Here is a 21613-nt window from a genome sequence, read left to right on the forward strand (position 1 = left end):
GCCTCAGCCAAACGGCAGCTCGATCGACGGGCTCTGCGGCGTGAACCAGCGCCCGCCCGCGGGCGTGGTCACCATGCACTCCTCCAGCCGCACGCCGAACTCGCCGGGGATGTAGATGCCGGGCTCATCGCTCAGGGTCATGTTCGACAGGATCGGCTGCCGGCTGTCCCCCACCGCGTAATACCATTCGTGCATGTCCATGCCGATGCCGTGGCCCAATCGGTGGGTGAAGTATTTGTAGCCCGGTCCGTAGCCACCATCGACGATTACCTTGCGGGCGGCGGCGTCGATGTCGCCCATCACCCCGCCGGTGCGCGCTGCCTCGCGGGCGGCGATCTGCGCCTGTTGCACCAGCGCGAATACCCGCTGCATCTTGTCGCTGGCCTTGCCGAGTACGAAGGTGCGGGTGATGTCGCTGGTGTAGCCGTGGACCTGGCAGCCATCGTCGAGGATCACCACCGTGCCTTCGACGATCTTCTGCGGCTCGATCGAACCGTGCGGTTGCGCGGTGTACTTGCCAACGTTGATGTCGACAAAGCCGCGCACGCCCATCCGGCCGTAGGCCTGCGCCACCAGCGCCTGCACGTCCTGCTGGGTCATCCCCGGCTGCAGCGCCTGCCAGACCGCGTGATAGCAGGCCAAGGTGGCGTCGTTGGCGATCTGCAGCAGCGCGATTTCGGCTTCGGACTTCACCGCCCGGCAGCCGGCCGTCACCGGCGTGGCGTTGACCAGATGCAGCTGCGGCGCGGCCTTGCCGATGCCGTCGGCCATGAAGAACGGCAGCTGTTCCTCGATGCCCAAGGTGCCGGTGGCGATGCCGCGGTCGCGCAGGGTGCGCGCAATCAATTCAAACGGGCTTTCGTTTTCCTGCCAGGTGCGGATCTCGCTGCCGAAGCGCACCTGCTCCATGGCCCGACTGCGCTCGAACTCCGGGGTGATGTAGATCGGATCGCCGCTGCGGGTGAGCAGCACGCCGGCGGTGCGCTCGCTGCCCCACCAGTTCAGGTCGACGAAATACTTCAGCGTGGTGCCCGAGCCGATGAAGATCGCCTGCATGCCCTGCTCGGCCATCAGCCGCTGCGCCTTGGCCAGCCGCGCACGGTATTCGTCGTCGGCAATCGGCACCGCCTTGTCCAGCACCGGCCGCAGCGCGGCGATCGAGGGCGGCAAGCGTGAGGCGCCCGGTGGCGTTTGCGCCGCCGCGCTCCCGGCCATGCCCAGCCCCAGCGCCGCCGCACCCGCCGCCGACAACCCGAGGAAACGGCGCCGGTCCAGTGTGCTTCGCCCTTGTGTCGCCATCTTCGCCTCTCCCGGACCGCCAAAGTTTGCACAGACGCACAGCATGCCTCGCAGCGTGCCGGCGGGAACCTGCCAAAAGTCTTCGCCCCGCGCACCCGCCGCAGGATGTGACGCCAGCGGGCAGGCCATGCCGGACTCCGCTGCGGCCGGGTGCGATCAGCGCAAGGCCGCGTTGATCGCCTCCAGCGCCGCATTGCCCGGGCACAGCTCGGCTTCGCCCAGCTGATTGAACGGGGTGGCGACGGTGTTCAGATGCGCGTGCAGGTCGCGCGGGTCGGGGTCGATGTACAGCAGGCCGGTGGCCACTTCGCCCTCGGCCGCGGTGGTGCGCGCATAGCGGATCGCCGCGGTGCGGTCACGGGCATCATAGGTCGCTGCCAGCTTGCGCAGCCGCAGCACACTGCCGTCGTGCTGTTCGACGTCGAGCACGCTGCCGGCTTCGTAATCGACCACGATTTCGTCACGACAGGGCACGAAGTCCACGCGATTGGCCACTTCATTGTGATCGCGCACGAAGTCGTAGCTCTTGGTGCTGCCGGCGTGGTTGTTGAACGCCACGCAGGGGCTGATGACGTCGATCAAGGCCGCGCCCGGATGCAACATCGCGCCCTTGATCAAGGGCACCAGCTGGCGCTTGTCGCCGGAAAATCCGCGCGCCACGTAGGTTGCGCCCAATTGCAGCGCCAGCCCGACCAGATCCAGCGGCGCATCGGTATTGACCACGCCCTTCTTCGACACCGAGCCATGGTCCGCGGTGGCCGAGAACTGCCCTTTGGTCAGGCCGTAGACGCCGTTGTTCTCGACGATGTAGACCATGTTCACGCCGCGCCGCAGCGCGTGCACAAACTGGCCGATCCCGATCGATGCGCTGTCGCCATCGCCGGACACGCCCAGATACAGCAGCTCGCGATTGGCGAGATTGGCGCCGGTCAGCACCGACGGCATGCGCCCGTGCACGGTATTGAAGCCGTGCGAGTTGCCGAGGAAATAGGTCGGTGTCTTCGAGCTGCAACCGATGCCCGAGAGCTTGGCGACGCGGTGCGGTTCGATGTCCAGCTCCCAGCAGGCATGGATGATCGCCGCCGAAATCGAATCGTGGCCACAGCCGGCGCAAAGCGTGGAAACGGCGCCCTCGTAATCGCGGCGGGTGTAGCCGACCTTGTTGCGGGTCAGGCTGGGGTGGTGGAGTTTGGGCTTGGCGAGATAGGTCATGCGGCCTGCTCCTGGTCCGATGGGCGCGTGGCCGTGGACACGCGTTCCCCGATCGCCGCGGCGATGAAGCGCGCGGTGATCGGGGTGCCGTCGTAGTGCAGCACCGAGACCAGCCTGGCCGGATCAACGCCCAGCTCGTTCACCAGCAGGGCCTTCATCTGGGCATCGCGGTTTTGTTCGACCACGAACACCACCTCGTGCCCGGCGATGAACTCGGCGACCACCTGCGGGAACGGGAACGCGCGCAGGCGCAGAGTGTCGAGGTGGATGTCATGCCCATCCAGCAAGGCCCGGGCTTCGGCCATCGCCGGGCTGGTGGAACCGAAATAGATCGCACCGTGCCGGGTTGGTTGCTCGGCGTGGTGCAGCACCGGCTGCGGCACCAGGGCCTTGGCGGTATCGAATTTCTTCAGCAGTCGCTCCATGTTGTAGATGTAATCCGCGCCGCGCTCGGAATAGCGCGCGTAGGCATCGCGCGACGTGCCGCGGGTGAAGTAGCCGCCCTTGGTCGGGTGGGTGCCGGGATAGGTGCGGTACGGAATGCCGTCGCCATCGACGTCGAGGTAACGGCCGAAATCGCGCCCGGCTTCCAGTTCCTCGGCGGTCATCACCTTGCCACGGTCGAGGCGGCGCGATTCGTCCCAAGCGAACGGCTCGCACAGGCGCTGGTTCATGCCGATATCCAGATCGGTAAGCACGAACACCGGGGTTTGCAGGCGGTCCGCCAGATCCAGCGCGGCGGCGGAGAACTCGAAACACTCGCGCGGATCCTCGGGCAGCAGCAGGACGTGCTTGGTATCGCCGTGCGAGGCGTAGGCGCAGAGCAGGACATCGGATTGCTGGGTGCGCGTTGGCATGCCGGTGGACGGACCGCCGCGCTGCACGTCGATCAAGGTGACGGGAATCTCGGCAAAATAGGCCAGGCCGATGAACTCGCTCATCAGCGAAATCCCCGGCCCGGAGGTGGTGGTGAACGCGCGCGCGCCGTTCCAGCCGGCGCCGACCACCATGCCGATCGAGGCGATTTCGTCTTCGGCCTGCACGATGGCGTAGCGGCTGCGGCCCTGTTCGTCCTTGCGCAGTTTCGTGCAATAGCGCTCGAACGCCTCGGCGCATGACGATGAAGGCGTGATCGGGTACCAGGCGCACACCGTCGCGCCGCCGTACACGCAGCCGAGCGCGGCGGCCGAATTGCCGTCGACGAAGATGCGATCGCCGACGTTGTCGGCGCGCCGCACGCGCAGGTGCATCACGTCACCGAGCTGCTCGCGGGCGTGGTCGCGGCCAAGGTGCAATGCTTCCCGATTCGCGGCAAGCAGCTTTTCCTTGCTCCGGTACTGCTCGCCGATCAGTTGTTCGATGACCTCGATCTCAATGCCGAGCAGCTGCGAGAGCGCGCCGACGTACATGATGTTCTTGAACAACTGGCGCTGGCGCGGATCGGCGTAGGTGGCATTGCAGATCGCGGTCAGTGGCATGCCGATCACGGTGATGTCGTCGCGGAACTTCGAGGCCGGCAGCGGCTTGCTGCTGTCGTGGAACAGGTACCCGCCCGGCGCGATTTCCGCCACATCCTGCGCCCAGGTCTGCGGGTTCATCGCCACCATCAACTCGACGCCGCCACCGCGCCGCCCGAGCCAGCCTGCTTCGGTGACGCGCACCTCGTACCAGGTCGGCAGGCCCTGGATGTTGGACGGGAAGATGTTGCGCGGCGACACCGGCACACCCATGCGCAGGATGGATTTGGCGAACAGTTCGTTCGCCGAGGCAGAACCCGATCCGTTGACGTTGGCGAACTTGACGACGAAGTCGTTGCAGGCGGCAATCGGCGTGACGGTCATGCGCAACCACCTTGTTGGTCTTTGGCCGTTTCACCGCCGCCGGTGCCGGCGTGCGGCTGCTGGAACAGGTATTTGCGCATGTCCCAGGCCCCGGTCGGGCAGCGCTCGGCGCACAGGCCGCAGTGCAGGCACACGTCCTCATCCTTGACCATCACCCGCGTGGTCCGCAGTTCCCCCGAGACATACAGGTCTTGCGCGAGGTTGACCGCCGGTGCGCTCAGCCGGGTGCGCAATTCGGCTTCCTCGCCATTGGCGACGAAAGAGATGCTGTCCATCGGGCAGATATCGACGCAGGCGTCGCACTCGATGCACAGGTTGTCGGTGAACACGGTTTGCACATCGCAGTTCAGGCAGCGCTGCGCTTCCTTGAACGCTGTGGCCGCATCGAAGCCCAACTCCACCTCGACCGTCATCGAATCGAGTTTCTTCGCCTGCTCGGCCCACGGCACCACGTAGCGCTCGTCGCGCACGATCTCGTTGTCGTAGCTCCACTCGTGGATGCCCATTTTCTGCGACATCAAATTGGTGGTCGGCGGTGGGCGCACCGCCGGGTCGGCACCGGACAGCAGCTGATGGATCGTCACCGCCGCCTCGTGGCCATGCGCCACGGCCCAGATGATGTTCTTCGGCCCGAATGCGGCATCGCCCCCGAACAGCACCTGCGGCAGCGAGGATTGCATGGTCGCCTTGTCCACCACCGGCATGTCCCACTGCCCGAACGCGATGCCGCAATCGCGCTCGATCCACGGGAACGCATTTTCCTGCCCCACCGCGATCAGCACCTCGTCGCAGGCATGGTCTTCATCGGGTTCGCCGGTCGGCACCAGCTTGCGACGGCCGCCCTCGTCATAGACCGACTGCACGATCTCGAAACGCATCCCGACCAGTTTGCCGTTCTCGTGCAGGAAAGCCTTGGGCACGCGGCAAGGCAGGATCGGGATGCCCTCATGCGCGGCATCCTCCTTTTCCCAAGGGCTGGCCTTCATGTCCTCGAAGGTCGAGCGCACCAGCACCGTCACCGATTCACCGCCGAGCCGGCGCGCGCTGCGGCAGCAGTCCATCGCGGTATTGCCGCCGCCGAGCACCAGCACCCGCTTGCCAACCTGGGTGGCGTGGCCGAAATACACGTTGGCCAGCCAATCCAGGCCGACATGGATGTGCGCGGCGGCCTCCTGCCGGCCGGGCAGGTCGAGGTCGCGCCCGCGCGGCGCGCCGCAGCCGACGAACACCGCATCCCAGCCCTCGTCCAACACGGCTCGCATCGAATCGATGCGGCGGTTGCCGACGAAATTCACGCCCAAGTCGAGGATGTAGCCGGTCTCTTCGTCGATCACCGCTTCCGGCAGTCGGAAGCGCGGCACCTGGGTGCGCATGAATCCGCCGGGCTTGGGATCGGCTTCGAACACCGTCACGTCATAGCCCAGCGGCGCCAGATCGCGGGCCACCGTCAGTGAGGACGGCCCGCCGCCGATGCAGGCGATGCGCTTGCCGTTGCGCGGCCGCGTCGGCGGAAGCTTTTCGCGCAGGCGTGCGGCCACGTCCGGATCCTTGTGGTCGGCGGCCACGCGTTTGAGCCGGCAGATCGCCACCGGCTCGGGCTTGCCGGTGTTCTTTTCCTCCACCCGCCCGCGCCGGCAGGCCGGCTCGCAGGGGCGGTCGCAGGTGCGCCCGAGGATGCCGGGGAACACGTTCGATTCCCAGTTGACCAGATAGGCATCGGTGTAGCGGCCAGCCGCGATCAGGCGGATGTATTCGGGCACCGGGGTATGCGATGGACAGGCCCATTGGCAGTCCACCACCTTGTGGAAATACTGCGGATCGCGCACATCGGTCGGACGCACGGGCAACTCCTCGCAGGCAGCCTTCGGCGGAGTCTAGCCTGCCCCGGCGCGGGCGTCATGCTGCAGGAAAATTCCCCGTGGGACGTGCTTTCGAACGGGCGTCCGACCCGGCAAACGCACGGAATCGCGACGAACAATCCCGCGCTTGCGCCAGCAAAAAACCCGCCGCAGCGGGTTTTTGTGCAACTGGTGCCGGAAATAGGATTCGAACCTACGACCTACGCATTACGAATGCGCCGCTCTACCAGCTGAGCTATTCCGGCAAGGCCGGGCATTTTATCGGCTGTGGGGAGTTTGCGCCAGTCGGGCCAAGGGCCGCGAGGTCAGCGCAGTTCCTTGGGCAAGGCGAAGATCATGGTTTCCGGCTCCCCGCGCAGTTCCTGCACGTCCGGGGCGCCGAGGTCGCGCAGCCGCGCCAGCACGCCTTGCACCAGCACTTCCGGAGCCGAGGCGCCGGCGGTCACGCCGATGCGTTTGTGGGCGGCCACCCAGGCCGGGTTGATTTCGTCGGCGCTGTCGATCAACAGCGCGGCGGCGCCTTCGCGCTGCGCCAGTTCGCGCAGACGGTTGGAATTGGAGCTGTTGGGCGAACCGACCACCAGCACCGCGTCGCAGCCGCCGCGCACCAGATCGCGCACGGCGTCCTGGCGGTTCTGGGTGGCATAGCAGATATCGTCGTGTTTGGGACCCTGGATCGCGGGAAATTTCGCACGCAGGGCGGAGATGATCTCGCGGGTGTCGTCCACGCTGAGCGTGGTCTGGGTGGTGTAGGCGCAGTTGTCGGGCTGGCCGAGTTCGAGCGTCGCCACGTCGTCCAGGCTTTCGACCAGATGGATCTTGCCGGTCTGGCCGGCGGCGGTCCATTGCCCCATCGTGCCTTCGACCTCGGGGTGCTTGGCGTGCCCGATCAGCACCATGTCGCGCCCGCGCCGGTTCTGACGGCCGACTTCCTGATGCACCTTGGTCACCAGCGGGCAAGTGGCGTCGAACACCCGCAACCCGCGACGTTCGGCTTCCAGCCGCACCGCCTGCGAGACGCCGTGGGCGGAAAAGATGACGGTCGCTCCGTCCGGCACTTCACTCAGCTCCTCGACGAAGATCGCGCCGCGGCTTTTCAGGTCATCGACCACGAATTTGTTGTGCACGACTTCATGGCGCACATAGATCGGCGCGCCGAAAATCTCCAGCGTGCGCTTGACGATCTCGATTGCGCGATCGACGCCGGCGCAGAAGCCACGCGGGTTGGCAAGCAGGACATCCATGGCGCTCAGTTTACGATTCCTTGCCGGGTTTGGACTTGCCTGAGGTCAAGCCGGAAGCCAGCACCAGCCCGATCGCTCCGCCCACCACCGCGCTGTCGGCGATATTGAAGGCCGGCCAGTAGTGGTTGCCGACGTACCACTGGATGAAGTCGATGACGTGGCCGTGCAGGAAGCGGTCGATCACGTTGCCAAGCGCGCCGCCGATCACCAGCGCCAGCGGCAGCGCCTGCTTCCAGTCGCCGCGCGGGGTGCGCGCCAGCATCCACGCCAGCACGCCGCTGATCACGAACGCCAGCAGGATGAAGAACCACTGCTGCCAGCCGCCTGCGTCGGCGAGGAAGCTGAACGCCGCACCGGTGTTGTAGGTGCGGTACCAGTTCCAGAAGCCGTCGATCACGGGTACCGCGGTGTGTTCGGGCAGCGCAGCCAGCACCCAGGCCTTCGACCACTGGTCAAGGCCGAGGATCAGGGCCGAAATGGCCAGCCATGGCAGCGCGTTGGGTTTGGTGGCGGATTGCATCAAGTCTCCAGGCGGTTTGCCATGGGTTTGTCGAAGCCTGATCTGGACGCTGGCGAAGGGGCGAAACGAGTTTCTGTGTGTCCCGTTCATGGTTCGACAAGCTCACCACGAACGGATTTAGATGCTCGGCCGAACGGATTTTGAAGCTCGGCACGAACGGATTTGGATGCTCAGCACGAACGATCCCTTTCTCCCGTTCGTCCTGAGCCTGTCGAAGGATGAACGGAGTTTCTGGATCTCCGCGTATCCGTTCATGGTTCGACAAGCTCACCTCGAGCGGAGTTTGGAAGCGCAGCACGAGCGGATTTGGACATCTCAGCACGAACGATCCCTTTCTCCGTTCGTCCTGAGCTTGTCGAAGGGCGTGAGCCGGTGTTGTTTCAACTCAGAACCACTTGCGCACCTCCCCCGCACCATCGATATTGTCCACGCAGCGGCCACACAACAACGGATGGTCGGCGTGACTGCCCACGTCCTCGCGGTGGTGCCAGCAGCGCACGCATTTCGGCTTGGTCGTCGGCTGGGCGAGCACGCTGATTCCGCCCTCGGCATCCTCGTCGGGCGTCACCCGCACATCGCCGCTGATGAACAGGAAGCGCAGTTCGTCGACCAGTGGTGCCAGTCGGTTCTGCTGGGCGACGCTGCAACGCAATTCGATTTCCGCTTCCAGTGCGGCGCCAATCCTGCCTTCGGCGCGCAGCGGTTCCAGCGCGCGGGTCACCTGCTCACGCAGCGCCAGCAGTTTGTCGAAGGCGGCGGCCGACAGCGGTGCATCGTCGGCCAGCGGCGCGAGCTCTTCAGACCAGGTGGCAAACAGCACATTGGCCTCGCGCTGGCCCGGCAGGTAGCCCCACAGCTCATCGGCGGTAAAGCTCAGGATCGGCGCAATCCAGCGCGCGAAGGCATCGACGATGCGGTACATCGCCGACTGCGCGCTGCGGCGCCCCCGCGAATCTTCCTGCATCGTGTACAGGCGATCCTTGGTGACATCCAGATACAGCGCGCCGAGATCGACGCTGCAAAAATTCATCAGGGTCTGCACCACCAGCGCGAAGTCATAATCGGCATAAGCCGTCTTGATGGTCTCCTGCACCTGCCAGGCGCGATGCAAGATCCAGCGATCCAGCGCCACCATGTCCTGGGCGGCAACGCTGTGCCGCGCCGGCTCGAAGCCGTGCAGATTGCCAAGCAGGAAACGCGCGGTATTGCGGATGCGGCGGTAGGCGTCGGCGTTGCGCTTGAGGATTTCCTGCGACAGCGACATCTCGTTGCTGTAGTCGGTGGAAGCGATCCACAGGCGCAGGATGTCGGCGCCCAGCTTGCCCATGATGTCCTGCGGCTCGATGCCGTTGCCCAGTGACTTGGACATCTTGCGGCCGTGCTCGTCGACGGTGAAGCCGTGAGTCAGGCACTGCCGGTACGGCGCGGCCTTGTCCAGCGCCACGCCGGTCAGCAGCGAGCTCTGGAACCAGCCGCGGTGCTGGTCGGAGCCTTCCAGATACAGATCGGCCGGCTTGCCCAGGCCGCGCCCGGGCAGCACGCATTCGTGGGTGACGCCGGAATCGAACCAGACATCGAGGATGTCGGTGATCTTGTCGTACTGCGCCGCTTCGGTGCCCAGCAGTTCGGCCGGGTCCAGCGCGTACCACGCATCGATGCCGCCCTGCTCCACCCTGTCGGCCACCTGTCGCATCAAGGCGACGCTGTGCGGATGGATGGCGCCGGTTTCGCGGTGCACGAACAGCGCGATCGGCACGCCCCAGGTGCGCTGGCGCGAGATCGTCCAGTCCGGGCGGTCGCCCACCATGCCGGCGATCCGGGCCTGGCCCCATTCCGGATACCACTTGACCGTTGCGATTGCGGCCAGCGCATCGCGGCGCAGGCCGGCCTGCTCCATCGAAATGAACCACTGCGGGGTGGCGCGGAATGCCACCGGGGTCTTGTGCCGCCAGCAGTGCGGGTAGCTGTGGGTGATCTTCGAAAATGCGAGCAACGCTCCGCTGGCGCGCAGGACCTCGACGATGGCGTCATTTGCCTTCCACACGTGCAGCTGGGTGAGATCGACATCGCCCGCCTTCGGCGTGGACGGCAGGTACACGCCGCGTCCGTCGACGGGGTTGAGCTGGGCCGCGCTATAGCGCTCGATCAGGCCGTAGCGCTGGCCGATCGCGAAGTCCTCCTGACCGTGGCCGGGCGCCGTGTGCACCGCGCCGGTGCCGTCTTCGGCGCTGACATGGTCGCCGACAAGGATCGGGATATCGCGCTCGGGATAGAACGGATGCGCGAACACCAGGCCTTCAAGTTTTTCGCCCACTGCGCGGCCATGGATGACCAGCGTATCGACGCCATAGCGCGCCAGCGCCTGCTCTGCCAGCGCCTGTGCGAGCACCAGCCAGCGCGGCGTGCCATCGGCCTTGGCCGGGCCTTCCACCAGCACATAGTCCAGCTCCGGCCCCAGCGAGATTGCAAGCGAGGCCGGCAGCGTCCACGGCGTGGTGGTCCAGATCGGAATGGCGACTTCCACACCTTCCGGCAGCTCGCTGCCGAACGCGCGGCTGACTTGCTGCGAATTGCGCGCGGCATAGGCCACGTCGACCGCCGGCGAGGTCTTGTCCTGGTATTCGATCTCGGCCTCGGCCAGCGCGCTGCCGCAGTCGAAGCACCAGTACACCGGCTTCACCCCGCGCAGCAGATGGCCGTTGTCGACCACCTTGGCCAGCGCGCGGATTTCATCGGCCTCGTATTTGAAGTCCAGCGTTCGATACGGATGCTCCCAATCACCGAGCACGCCCAGTCGCTTGAAGTCGCGGCGCTGCACGTCGATCTGCGTGGTCGCGTATTCGCGGCACTTCTGCCGGAACTCGGTGGCGTCGAGCTTGACGCCGACCTTGCCGAATTTCTTTTCGATGGCGATCTCGATCGGCAGCCCGTGGCAGTCCCAGCCCGGGATGTAGGGCGCATCGAAACCGGCCAGCGTCTTGGATTTGACGATGATGTCCTTGAGGATCTTGTTGACCGCATGGCCGAGGTGGATCGCGCCGTTGGCATACGGCGGGCCGTCGTGCAGCACGAACTGCGGGCGGCCCTTGGCTGCGCTGCGAATCTGCGCATACAAGCCTTCCGACTCCCAGCGCGCCAAGGTGTCGGGCTCGCGCTTGGGCAGGTCGCCGCGCATCGGGAACGCGGTGTCCGGCAGCAGGATGGTGGCCTTGTAGGGGTTTTCGCTCTGGTCGCTCACGCAAACACTCGCTGCGGTTCGTGTTGAAGGAGGATGGCTCTTGCTTGCGCATCGTCGCGCTGCATCTGCGCGGTCAGTGAAGCGAGATCGGGGAATTTTTCCTCGTCGCGCAGGTGGGCGACGAACTCGACTTCGATCCGGCGCCCGTACAGGTCGCCATCGAAATCGAACAGATGCGCTTCCAGCAGCGGCTCGACGCCGTCCACCGTGGGCCGGGTGCCGAAGCTCGACACCGATGGCCACGGCGCAGCAGCGACGCCACGCACGCGGGTGGCATAGATGCCGCGCAGCGCCGGAGTCTTGCCGGCGAAACGCAGGTTGGCGGTGGGATAGCCCAAGGTGCGCCCGAGCTGGCGCCCGCGCACCACCCGGCCGCTGATCGCGTAGGGCCGCCCAAGCAGCGTCGTCGCTTCGGAAAAACCACCCGCTACCAGCGCCGTGCGGATCCGGGTGCTGGAGACCCGTTCGCCCCCGTGCAGCACCGGCTCGATGGCATGCGCGGTGAACCCGGCCTGCGCGCCCATGGCGTCGAGCAGGGCCAGATCGCCACCGCGCGCGTGACCGAAACGGAAGCCCGGCCCGACCCAGACTTCGCGCGCGGCCAGCCGCCGTACCAGCAAGTGCTGCACGAAGTCCTCGGCCGTCATCGCCGCCAGCGCGCGATTGAAACGCAGCAGGCCAACGCCCTCCACACCCAGTGCCCGCAAGCCCGCGGCCTTGTCGTGAGCCAGCATCAACCGTGGAGGCTTGGCGGCTGGCGCAAACAGTTCACGCGGCAGCGGCTCGAAGCTCACCGCCACCGCCGGCACGTCCAGCGCACGCGCACGCGCGACCGCGCGGTCGATCAGTGCGCGATGGCCCAGATGCAGGCCGTCGAACGCACCGATGCAGACCACGCTGCCTTGCGGGCAAAGCACCCGCCCGATGGCGTCACGAAACAACAGGGTCATCGATGGGAACCCCGGCCACGAGGGGCCGAGAACAGCAGTTCGGAAGAATGTCCGGAAGTATAGCTGCGCTGCAACATGGCGGCTTCAGCGCTCGCGGAAATCGCGCGGCCGGAAGCCCAGCGCCAACATCGCCAGCGCGTACACCAGCGCGCCGCCACCGACCAGGGACGCCAGCCACCACACCCGCGTCATCTGGCCCATCTCCGGAAACGCCGGCGCCAGCTGCAGGCCGCCCAGCACCGCCGCCGCCATCACCAGATTGGCGACTCCGAGCTTGGACAGGAACCGGCCCCAACCCGGCAGCGGGTCATACACCCGCGCCCTGCGCAGCCAATACAGCAGCAAGCCAAGGTTGAGATAGCTGGACAGGGCCGAGGCGATCCCCAGCGCGAAATGCAGGCCCGGCGTGCTGGCCAGCCCGGCCATGACGCCCTTGGCCTGCGCTTCCGGCGGCACGTACAGCACGTACAACAGCGCCAGCAGGGCCACGTTGAACAGCATGTTCGCCAGCAGCGCGGCAATCCCCGCACGCATCGGCGTCCTGGTGTCCTGGCGCGCATAGAACGCCGGCAGCACGGTCTTGACCAGGGCAAACGCCGGCAGCCCGAAGCTCAGGCCGAACACCGACAGCGCGGTCATTTCCGCCGCGAATTTGTCGAACTTGCCGGTCTGGAACACGGTCGATACCAGCGGCAGCGCCAGCAGCATCAGCCCCAGCATCGCCGGCACGATGATCAGGAAGGTGGCGCGCAGGCCCCAATCCAGCGATTTCGAGAACGCGGCGCGGTCATCGTTGACGTGGTGTCGTGACAGGGTCGGCAGCACCACCGTGCCCAGCGCAATTGCGAACACGCCCAGCGGCAGTTCGAGGAAACGATCCGCGGTCGACAGCCAGCTCTGCGAGCCGGAGGCGAGCTTGGCGGCGAGGAAGGTGTCGAACAGCAGGTTGATCTGCGCCACCGACGAGCCGATCAGGGTCGGCACCATCAGCGTCATCACCTTGCGCACCCCGGCATGCCGCCAGCCCCAGCGCGGCAGGCTGAGCAGGTCGAACCGGGCCAGCTGCGGGAACAGGAACAGCAATTGCAGCACCCCGCCCGCCAGCACCGCCCAGCCCAGGGTCATGATCGGCGGATCGGTGAGCTGTGCACCGAAGATCGCACCCAGGATCATGCACAGATTGAGGATGATCGGGGCGAACGCCGGCAGGCCGAAGCGGTGGTAGCTGTTGAGCGCGCCGGCGGCCAGCGCGGTTAGCGAGACGAACAGCAGGAACGGGAAGGTCAGCAGCAGCAGACGCACGATCAACGCCTGCTGGCCCGGCACCGGCTCGGCGTGGTTGGAAAACAGCGAGGCCAGCAAGGGCGCAGCCAGCATCCCCAGCGCGGTGACGACAAGCAGCACCCCGCCGAGGGTGCCGGCCGTGCGCGCCATCAGCTCCTTCAGTTCGGCCTTGCTGCGGGTTTCCTTGAACTCGGTGAACACCGGCACGAAGGCGGTGGAGAACGAGCCTTCCGCGAACAGGCGGCGCATGAAATTGGGAATGCGAAACGCGACCCAGAACGCGTCGGTCATCGCGTTGGCGCCGAAGTTGTGGCCGATCAGGCGGTCGCGGATCAGCCCGAAGATCCGGCTGACCATGGTCATGGCCCCGAACGAGACCACCCCGCGCAGCATCCCGCGCGGCTTGCCGCTGTCCTTGGCCGGGCGGCTCACGGGCGCCCCGCGCCGGCGCGGACGCGGGCGCACGCATCGTTGACCCGAGCCGTTGAATCCATCATAATTCGCAGTCTTTCCAAAGCGACATTCGGCGCGGCATTGTGCCAGCCGGAGCCGCCGCACGCCAAAACCCGGTTTTTTACCTCCAACGCATCCAGGATTTTCCCGTGGCAAACATCAAGTCGTCCAAGAAGCGCGCCAAGCAGATGGTCGTGCGCAATGCCCGCAACGTCGCCCAGCGCTCGCAGCTCCGCACCGCCGTCAAGCGAGTGCTCAAGGCCCTCAACGCCAACGACGCCGCTGCCGCCACCGAGGCGTTCACCGTCGCCCAGCCGCTGCTGGACCGCTTCGCCGCCCGCGGCCTGATCCACAAGAACAAGGCCGCCCGCCACAAGTCGCGTCTGACCGCACGGATCAAGGCGCTGAAGGCGGCCTGAGTTCACGCATGTTGCATGCAACGCTGAAAAGCCCGGTGCAAGCCGGGCTTTTTGCTGTGTGCAGTACATTGTGAGCGGTTTGAATCAGGCTTCCGTCGCTTCCTCGCGCAAACGATCGAAGAACGCCTGCACGGCCAGCACGATCGGCCAGGTGCCTTCGCGGCCGATGGCCGAGACCAGGTACCACGGCTCCTTCCAGCCGAGCTCGGCAACGATGGCTTCGGCTGCAGCACGCGCCTCGTCTTCGAACATCAGATCGGCCTTGTTCAGCACCAGCCAGCGCGGCTTTTCCAGCAGCTCCGGGTCGTGCTTGCGCAGCTCGTCTTCGATCGCACGCACTTGCTGTACGGGCGTCAGCGCGCCCTGCCCTTCGTATTCCATCGGTGCGATATCGACCAGATGCAGCAGCAGGTGCGTGCGCTGGATGTGGCGCAGGAACAGGCTGCCGAGGCCGGCGCCGTCGGCCGCGCCTTCGATCAGGCCGGGGATGTCGGCGATCACGAAGCTGCGCCCCGGCTCCACGCTGACCACGCCAAGATTCGGATACAGCGTGGTGAACGGATAGTCGGCCACCTTCGGGGTCGCCGCCGAGACCGCGCGGATGAAGGTGGATTTGCCGGCGTTCGGAAAGCCCAGCAGGCCGACGTCGGCCAGCAGTTTCAATTCCAGGCGCAGCAACCGGCTCTCGCCCTCGCCGCCCGGCGTGGACTGCCGGGGCGAGCGGTTGGTCGAGCTCTTGAAGTGCATGTTGCCCAGCCCGCCCTGGCCACCCTTGGCCACCAGCAGACGCTGGCCGTGCGCGGTGAGATCGCCGATCACTTCGTCGGTATCGACGTTGTGAACGACGGTCCCAACCGGCACCGTGATGGTGAAGTCCTCGCCAGCCTTGCCGTATTTCTGGCTGCCCATCCCGTTCTCGCCGCGCTGGGCCTTGAACTGGGTCTGGTGGCGGAAATCGACCAGGGTATTGAGGTTCTCGTCGGCGACAAGCCAGACATCGCCGCCGTCACCACCGTCGCCACCGTCCGGCCCGCCCAGCGGGATGAACTTCTCGCGCCGGAAGCCGACGCAACCGTTGCCGCCGTTGCCGGCTGTCACGGTGATTTCAACTTCGTCGACGAGTTTCATGGGAAGGCCGTGATTCGGGGTTCGTGATTGGTGATTGGTGATTCGTGATTGGAAAGAGCTTTGGTTAGGAGTGAAGCGAGGTTTGTTGGCTCTTGCGAATCACCAATCACCAATCACCAATCACCGTTCCAACAACGAAAAACCCCGCACGCGGCGGGGCTTCTCGCGCGTGTCGCGTGCCGCTTACTGCGCGGCGGCGACGCTGACCGTGCGGCGCTTCTTCGGGCCCTTGGTGGAGAATTCCACGGTGCCGTCGATGAGCGCGAACAGGGTGTGGTCGCGGCCGAGGCCGACGCCGGTGCCCGGATGGAACTGGGTGCCGCGCTGGCGCACGATGATGTTGCCGGCTTCGATGGCCTGGCCACCGTAGATCTTCACGCCGAGGTACTTCGGATTCGAGTCGCGGCCGTTGCGGGTCGAACCACCAGCCTTTTTATGTGCCATGACGGCGTCTCCTTACTTGCTGCCACCGGCAATGCCGGTGATCTGGATTTCGGTGTAGTGCTGCCGGTGGCCCATCTGCTTGCGATGGTGCTTGCGGCGGCGGAACTTGACGATGCGCACCTTGTCGGCGCGGCCGTGGCCGACGACCTTCGCGGTGACCGAGGCGCCCTTGAGCGCGTCGCCGAGCTTGATGCCATCGGCATCGCCGAGCATCAGGATGTTGTCCAGCTTGATCTCGCTGCCGGCTTCGGCTTCGAGCAGTTCGACGCGGAGCGTTTCGCCCTGCATCACGCGGTATTGCTTGCCGCCGGTGACCAGTACTGCGTACATGAAAGGTTTCCTCGTGGGTTCTGTCGTTCTTCTTGGGTGCTCGTGATCGAGCCCTGCCCGCCATCGAGGGCGGACAGAAGCGGAATTGTAGCCGATTCATCGAGTTATGGTCAAACGCTGGCTGTGGCCGCGATTGTTGCAGGCGGCCCGGGCGCCCTGCCGGTTTCACGCCCGGCGCGAGGCCATGCACTCGACCGTCACGCTGGCTGCCTAGACTGAGTGCGTCTTCGCGCTGCGACATGCCGCTGCGCGATCGAATTCGAGCTCACATCAAGAGGCATCCCATGACGGAAACCGAGGGCCGGAATTCGGCCAATTCCAATTGGCCGGCGATGGCCGGCACCGCGCTGCGCGTGGCGTTCGGCATGATCTGGGCGGTTGGCGCCGCGCTGACCTTCAGCGCCGATTTCGCCAACAACTACGTGGGCTATCTGCACAATGCCGCGACCGGACAACCGGCCTGGTCGGCGTGGTGGTTCAGCATGTGGATCGCGCTGGTGACGCCCAACGTGACCTTCTTCGTGTGGGCGACGCGGATCGCCGAAGTGCTGCTGGCCGTCGCCCTGCTGTTTGGCATCGCCCGCAAGTTCACCTACATCATCGGCATCCTGTTCAGCCTGCTGATCTGGAGCACGGCCGAGGGTTTCGGTGGGCCGTATTCGGTGGGCGCCAGCAACATCGGCGCGGCGCTGAGCTATGTGCTGATCTTCGCCGCGCTGATCGTCATCAACATGCGCTCCGGGCCGAGCCCGTACAGCCTGGACTACCTGATCGAACAGCGCTGGCCGACGTGGCGCAGGCTGTCGGAGTGGAATCCGGACGTGCGCCCCGAACAGGTGCAGCACCTGTCCTGGCGGGTGCAGGCGCCGGCTTTGGCGGGCGTGCTGCTGTTGACCGCGCTGCTGCTGGCCGGGCTGCACAGTGCCTTGAACGTGCGCTCCGCCAGTCCGGCTGCCGCGGCCGCCGCGGTATCGCCACTGGCACTGGCGTCCGCCAACCCGGTGGCGCAAGCGCGTGACGCGCGATTGCCGCCGGTGCCCGCGGGCGATACCGCGGAGATCCGGATCGGCGTGTCCGACGACAACATCGAGATCGCCAGCGGCGTGCAATACCAGGCGTGGACCTTCGGCAAATCGGTGCCCGGCCCGGTGATCCATGTCCGTCAAGGGCAGATGGTGAAGGTGGTGCTGACCAACAACGGCAGCATGCAGCATTCGATCGACTTCCACTCGGCGATCACGCCGCCGAACCTGCATTACGTTGACATCATGCCCGGCGAGTCGATCGAGTTCACCTTCGAAGCGAAGGTGGCTGGCGCCTTCCTCTACCACTGCGGCACCCCGCCGGTGCTGTTGCACATCGGCAATGGCATGTACGGCGCGATGATCGTCGATCCGGCCATCCCGCTGCCGCCGGCCGCCGAAAGCTATGTGCTGGTGCAGGGCGAGTGGTACACCCAACAGGTGTCCGGCCAGGTCATGGCGGGCAACTACCAGAAGATGCTGGACATCAAGCCGGACGAAGTGGTGTTCAACGGCGTGGCGTTCCAGTACCGCGACCATCCGCTGACCGCCAGGCCCGGCGATCTGGTGCGGATGTACGTGGTCAACGCCGGCCCGAGCCTGTGGAGCGCGTTCCACGTGATCGGCGCGATCTTCGACAAGGTCTATCCGGGCGGCAATCCGGCCCAGGCCATCGATGGCGTGTCCACCTACAGCGTGGGGCCGGGTGAAGGCGCGGTATTCGATCTGACCCTGGACGAGGCCGGCCACTACCCGTTCGTCGATCATTCGATGGCGCATCTGGAACTGGGCGCGGTGGGCGTGCTGGCCGTAGGCGACGTGGGCAACGCCAAGCCGCCGATCACGCGCTCGGCAACCCCGGCGCCACCGCCGCCGCAGGCGACCGGCCCGTATGCGTTCAACCCGGCGAAAGCGGAACAACTCTACAACCGCAATTGCAGCGCCTGCCACCAGCCCAGCGGTGAAGGCACGCCGGGCATGTTCCCGCCGCTCAAGGGCAATGCCGTGGTGCTCGCTCCCGATCCGACCAAGCAGATCAGCGTCATCCTGAACGGCATGCACGGTGAGGCGATCGACGGCGTCAACTATCAGGGCGCAATGCCTCCGTTCGCCTCGACCCTGAACGATGCCGACATTGCCGACATCGCCAATCACGAGCGCACCTCCTGGGGCAACCAGGGCAGGCCGATCACGGCCGACGAGGTGAAACGGGTTCGCGGAACACCGGCGGCAGCGCCAGCACCGACACCGGCCGGCGGCGGTCACGCGCATTGAGGATCCCCATTCGCCGTGAACCGCTTACATCGTCACCCCGGCGAAAGCCGGGGTCCATTTGGTTCTCCGGCTGCATTGAAGAATCGAAATGGATGCCGGCTTGCGCCGGCATGACGCGGCTGGTTCTGTTGCGTTGTCGAGTGAACACGGCGTCACGCCGAACATGCCCGACGCGCTAAACTGCTCGGTCGCTTCCCGAATCCACGACGATGGCCCTCGATTTCATCCGCATCCGCGGCGCACGGACGCACAACCTCAAGAACATCGACCTCGACTTGCCGCGCGATCAGTTGATCGTGATCACCGGGCTGTCGGGTTCGGGCAAGTCGTCGCTGGCGTTCGACACGATCTACGCCGAGGGCCAGCGCCGCTACGTGGAATCACTGTCGGCCTACGCGCGCCAGTTCCTGAGCGTGATGGACAAGCCGGACGTGGACCATATCGAAGGGCTGTCACCGGCGATTTCGATCGAGCAGAAATCCACCAGCCACAACCCGCGTTCGACCGTCGGCACGATCACCGAGATCCACGACTACCTGCGCTTGCTGTATGCGCGGGTGGGCACGCCGCACTGCCCCGACCACGGTTTTCCGCTGGAAGCGCAAACCGTCAGCCAGATGGTCGATGCGGTGCTGGCGCTGGAAGCCGACCCGGATCTGGCCGAGCAACGCTGGATGTTGCTCGCCCCGGTCATCCGTGAGCGCAAGGGCGAGCATGTGCAGGTGATCGACCAGCTGCGCGCGCAGGGCTATACGCGGGTGCGGGTGGACGGGGCGATCCACGAAATCGACGCGGTGCCGCCGCTGGCGCTGCGGGTCAAGCACACCATCGAGGCGGTGATCGATCGCTTCAAGCCGCGCGCCGAATTGCGTCAACGGCTGGCGGAATCGTTCGAGACCTCGCTCAAGCTCGGCAGCGGCATCGCGCTGGTGCAGTCGATGGACGAACCCGCCCGCCCGCCGCTGCTGTTCTCCTCGCGCTATTCCTGCCCGGTCTGCGATTACTCGCTGCCGGAACTCGAACCGCGGCTGTTTTCGTTCAATTCGCCGATCGGCGCCTGCCCAACCTGCGACGGGCTGGGCGTGGCCGAGTTCTTCGACCCCGACAAGGTGGTGGCGCGCCCGGAGCTGTCGCTGGCGGCGGGTGCGATGCGCGGCTGGGACCGCCGCAACGCCTACTATTTTTCGATGATCACCTCGCTGGCGCGTCACTACGGCTTCGACGTGGACATGCCCTGGCAGGACCTTCCCGAACGCATCCGCGACATCCTGCTCAACGGCAGCGGCGAGGAAGCCGTCAACCTCACATACATCAGCGAAAGCGGCCGCAAGATCCAGCGCAAACACGCCTTCGAGGGCATCTTGCCGAACCTGGAACGCCGCTACCGCGAAACCGAAAGCGCGGCGGTGCGCGAGGAGCTGTCCAAATACATCAGCCAGCGCCCCTGCCCCGACTGCGGCGGCGCGCGGCTGAACCGGCAGGCGCGCAGCGTGTTCGTGGCCGGCAAGCCACTGCCGGAAATCGCGGTGCTGCCGATCGGGCAAGCGCTGGACTTCTTCAAGGGCCTTGCCCTGCCCGGCTGGCGCGGTGAAATCGCCACCCGGATCGTCAAGGAAATCCGCGAGCGGCTGGGTTTTCTGGTCGATGTCGGCCTCGACTACCTGACCCTGGAACGCCAGGCCGATTCACTCTCCGGCGGCGAGGCGCAGCGCATCCGCCTGGCCAGCCAGATCGGCGCTGGCCTGGTCGGCGTCACCTATGTGCTCGACGAGCCCAGCATCGGCCTGCACCAGCGCGACAACGCACGCCTGCTGGCCACGCTCACCCGCTTGCGCGACCTTGGCAATACCGTGCTGGTGGTCGAACACGACGAGGAAGCGATCCGGCTGGCCGACTACATCGTCGACATCGGCCCCGGCGCCGGCGTCCACGGTGGCGAGGTGGTCGCACAGGGACATCTGGCTGACGTGCTGGAAGCGCCGCGTTCGCTGACCGGGCAATACCTGTCAGGCCGACTGAAGATCGACGTGCCCGCCCACCGCAACCCGCCCAACCGCAGGCGGATGCTCAAGCTCAAGGGCGCCTGCGGCAACAATCTCAAGCAGGTGGACCTCGAAATCCCGGCCGGCCTGCTCACCTGCATCACCGGGGTGTCCGGCTCCGGAAAATCCACCCTGATCAACGACACCCTGTACGCGCTGGCGGCCAACGAGATCAACGGCGCTTCGCACACGTCGGCGCCGTTTGGCGAGATCGTCGGGCTCGACTTGTTCGACAAGGTGGTGGCGATCGACCAATCGCCCATTGGCCGCACCCCGCGCAGCAACCCGGCCACCTACACCGGCCTGTTCACACCGCTGCGCGAGCTGTTCGCGCAGGCGCCCGAGGCGCGCGCGCGCGGCTACTCGCCGGGGCGATTCTCCTTCAACGTGCGCGGCGGTCGCTGCGAAGCCTGCCAGGGCGACGGTCTGATCAAGGTCGAAATGCACTTCTTGCCCGACGTGTACGTGCCCTGCGACGTCTGCCACGGCCAGCGCTACAACCGCGAGACTCTGGAGATCCGCTACAAGGGCCACAGCATCCGCGACGTGCTGGAAATGACGGTGGAAGACGCGCTGAACCTGTTTGAGCCGGTGCCGTCGATCGCGCGCAAACTCGAAACGCTGGTGGACGTTGGCCTGTCCTACGTCAAGCTCGGCCAGAGCGCGACCACGCTGTCCGGCGGCGAGGCGCAGCGGGTGAAGCTGTCGAAGGAACTGTCGCGGCGCGATACCGGCCGCACCCTGTACATCCTCGACGAACCCACCACCGGCCTGCACTTCCACGACATCGAAGCGCTGCTGGTGGTATTGCACCGACTCCGCGACGAGGGCAATACCGTCATCGTCATCGAACACAACCTCGATGTCATCAAGACCGCGGACTGGGTTGTGGATCTGGGCCCGGAAGGCGGCAATGGCGGCGGACAAATCATCGCCACCGGAACGCCCGAGACGGTTGCCGCCAACCCCGTCTCCCACACTGGCCGCTACCTCGCCCCGCTGCTGCGGCCACGCGTCAAATCCCGAGTCAACGCAACCAGTGAACCCAGGGAG

14 protein-coding genes, 1 tRNA gene and 1 pseudogene are annotated in these 21613 nt (G+C 66.0%); 3 read left to right on the forward strand and 13 right to left on the reverse strand.

Features of this window, described 5'->3' with window-relative positions:
* Nucleotides 1-3: 3 nt before the first annotated feature.
* The 10 genes from M9902_RS00730 to murJ form a co-directional block, all read right to left on the reverse strand.
* The gene (locus M9902_RS00730; protein WP_297220460.1) at nucleotides 4-1299 is read right to left on the reverse strand and encodes a Xaa-Pro peptidase family protein; all 1296 of its coding nucleotides are present in this window, start codon (nucleotides 1297-1299) and stop codon (nucleotides 4-6) included.
* A gap of 156 nt (nucleotides 1300-1455) precedes the next feature.
* A complete protein-coding gene (locus tag M9902_RS00735) occupies nucleotides 1456-2511 on the reverse strand; it encodes a 2-oxoacid:ferredoxin oxidoreductase subunit beta (RefSeq protein WP_297220462.1) in 1056 nt (351 codons plus the stop codon).
* Nucleotides 2508-4352 carry a 2-oxoacid:acceptor oxidoreductase subunit alpha gene (locus M9902_RS00740; protein ID WP_297220464.1) on the reverse strand — a complete coding sequence of 615 codons (1845 nt, stop codon included), beginning with the start codon at nucleotides 4350-4352 and terminating at the stop codon, nucleotides 2508-2510. Before M9902_RS00740 ends, M9902_RS00735 begins: the two co-directional genes overlap by 4 nt.
* Complete coding sequence (locus M9902_RS00745) at nucleotides 4349-6193, reverse strand: FAD-dependent oxidoreductase (protein ID WP_297220467.1); 1845 nt, start codon at nucleotides 6191-6193, stop codon at nucleotides 4349-4351. The genes M9902_RS00740 and M9902_RS00745 overlap by 4 nt, the downstream gene beginning before the upstream one ends.
* A gap of 187 nt (nucleotides 6194-6380) precedes the next feature.
* Nucleotides 6381-6456 (reverse strand) — tRNA-Thr (locus tag M9902_RS00750).
* A 60-nt stretch (nucleotides 6457-6516) separates the two neighbouring features.
* The gene (gene ispH / locus M9902_RS00755; protein WP_297170138.1) at nucleotides 6517-7455 is read right to left on the reverse strand and encodes a 4-hydroxy-3-methylbut-2-enyl diphosphate reductase; all 939 of its coding nucleotides are present in this window, start codon (nucleotides 7453-7455) and stop codon (nucleotides 6517-6519) included.
* Between the two features lie 10 nt (nucleotides 7456-7465).
* Nucleotides 7466-7975: a signal peptidase II gene (lspA, locus tag M9902_RS00760; protein WP_297170140.1), complete on the reverse strand. Its 510-nt coding sequence runs from the start codon at nucleotides 7973-7975 to the stop codon at nucleotides 7466-7468.
* Nucleotides 7976-8360: 385 nt separating this feature from the next.
* Complete coding sequence (gene ileS, locus M9902_RS00765; RefSeq protein WP_297220979.1) at nucleotides 8361-11150, reverse strand: isoleucine--tRNA ligase; 2790 nt, start codon at nucleotides 11148-11150, stop codon at nucleotides 8361-8363.
* Nucleotides 11151-11209: 59 nt separating this feature from the next.
* On the reverse strand, nucleotides 11210-12163 hold the full coding sequence (locus tag M9902_RS00770; RefSeq protein WP_297220470.1) for a bifunctional riboflavin kinase/FAD synthetase: 954 nt from the start codon (nucleotides 12161-12163) through the stop codon (nucleotides 11210-11212).
* Between the two features lie 84 nt (nucleotides 12164-12247).
* Nucleotides 12248-13840 carry a murein biosynthesis integral membrane protein MurJ gene (gene murJ, locus M9902_RS00775; protein ID WP_297220981.1) on the reverse strand — a complete coding sequence of 531 codons (1593 nt, stop codon included), beginning with the start codon at nucleotides 13838-13840 and terminating at the stop codon, nucleotides 12248-12250.
* Between the two features lie 209 nt (nucleotides 13841-14049).
* Here murJ and rpsT point away from each other — a divergent pair, with 209 nt between their 5' ends.
* Nucleotides 14050-14319 (forward strand): 30S ribosomal protein S20, encoded by a 270-nt coding sequence (rpsT, locus tag M9902_RS00780; protein WP_297170143.1) that lies wholly within the window; start codon nucleotides 14050-14052, stop codon nucleotides 14317-14319.
* Nucleotides 14320-14403: 84 nt separating this feature from the next.
* Here the strand turns inward: rpsT and obgE are convergent, their stop codons facing one another.
* The 3 genes from obgE to rplU all read right to left on the reverse strand — a co-directional run bounded on the left by obgE (nucleotide 14404) and on the right by rplU (nucleotide 16221).
* Nucleotides 14404-15447, reverse strand: a complete 1044-nt coding sequence (gene obgE / locus M9902_RS00785; protein WP_297220475.1) for a GTPase ObgE — start codon at nucleotides 15445-15447, stop codon at nucleotides 14404-14406.
* Nucleotides 15448-15630: 183 nt separating this feature from the next.
* Nucleotides 15631-15891 (reverse strand): 50S ribosomal protein L27, encoded by a 261-nt coding sequence (rpmA, locus tag M9902_RS00790; protein ID WP_297170147.1) that lies wholly within the window; start codon nucleotides 15889-15891, stop codon nucleotides 15631-15633.
* A 12-nt stretch (nucleotides 15892-15903) separates the two neighbouring features.
* Nucleotides 15904-16221 (reverse strand): 50S ribosomal protein L21, encoded by a 318-nt coding sequence (rplU, locus tag M9902_RS00795; protein WP_297170149.1) that lies wholly within the window; start codon nucleotides 16219-16221, stop codon nucleotides 15904-15906.
* Between the two features lie 284 nt (nucleotides 16222-16505).
* On the opposite strand from rplU, the gene M9902_RS00800 reads away from it, so the two are divergent.
* Nucleotides 16506-18518 carry a multicopper oxidase domain-containing protein gene (locus M9902_RS00800; protein ID WP_297220478.1) on the forward strand — a complete coding sequence of 671 codons (2013 nt, stop codon included), beginning with the start codon at nucleotides 16506-16508 and terminating at the stop codon, nucleotides 18516-18518.
* Between the two features lie 209 nt (nucleotides 18519-18727).
* A pseudogene (uvrA, locus tag M9902_RS00805) lies at nucleotides 18728-21586 on the forward strand (excinuclease ABC subunit UvrA); the annotation flags it as partial.
* Nucleotides 21587-21613 lie beyond the last annotated feature (27 nt).

The organism is Thermomonas sp. (assembly GCF_023953935.1).
Lineage (GTDB): Bacteria > Pseudomonadota > Gammaproteobacteria > Xanthomonadales > Xanthomonadaceae > Thermomonas.